The following is a 464-nucleotide window of genomic DNA, read 5'->3' on the forward strand; positions in this document are numbered from 1 at the left end:
GTGGGCAGCAGGTCAGAACTGGCGGCAGCGTTGTTGATGGGGCTGGGCTATCCCTGCGTCATGCTTGCCGCGCTCATCCCGCACACCTGGTTCTTCGTGGCGGCCATGACGGTCACGTATGCCGCGGACTGGTATCTGCACCAGCGGGGGAGCTATCTGATCAACCGGCTCGGCAAGGTGCGGGCCGGGCTGTCCATCCGCTTCCTGCTGCGCCAGCTGATGGTCATCCTGCTGCTGGCCCGGCTGGACCTCGCGGAGGAGCCGCTGTTCTACACAGCGGTCGCCTGCTTCCTCCTCTTCTACGCGCTCCAGGCCCCGCACGGCGCCCTGACCACCCTGGTCCGGCTGCGGCGGACCATGCCGGTCGTCACCCGCAACGTGGACCTGCACGCCGTCCGCATCCCCGACGCCCCGCCGGCCGTGCTGCTGCGCCGCTCCGCCGAGAAGATGCTGCACCTCGACAT

The 464-nt window shown here is 68.8% G+C and carries 1 pseudogene; it reads left to right on the forward strand.

Annotation, left to right across the window (positions count from 1 at the left end):
- A pseudogene (locus RM590_RS35570) lies at positions 1-464 on the forward strand (hypothetical protein); the annotation flags it as partial.

It is taken from the genome of Streptomyces litchfieldiae (assembly GCF_031845365.1).
Taxonomy (GTDB): Bacteria; Actinomycetota; Actinomycetes; order Streptomycetales; family Streptomycetaceae; genus Streptomyces; species Streptomyces litchfieldiae.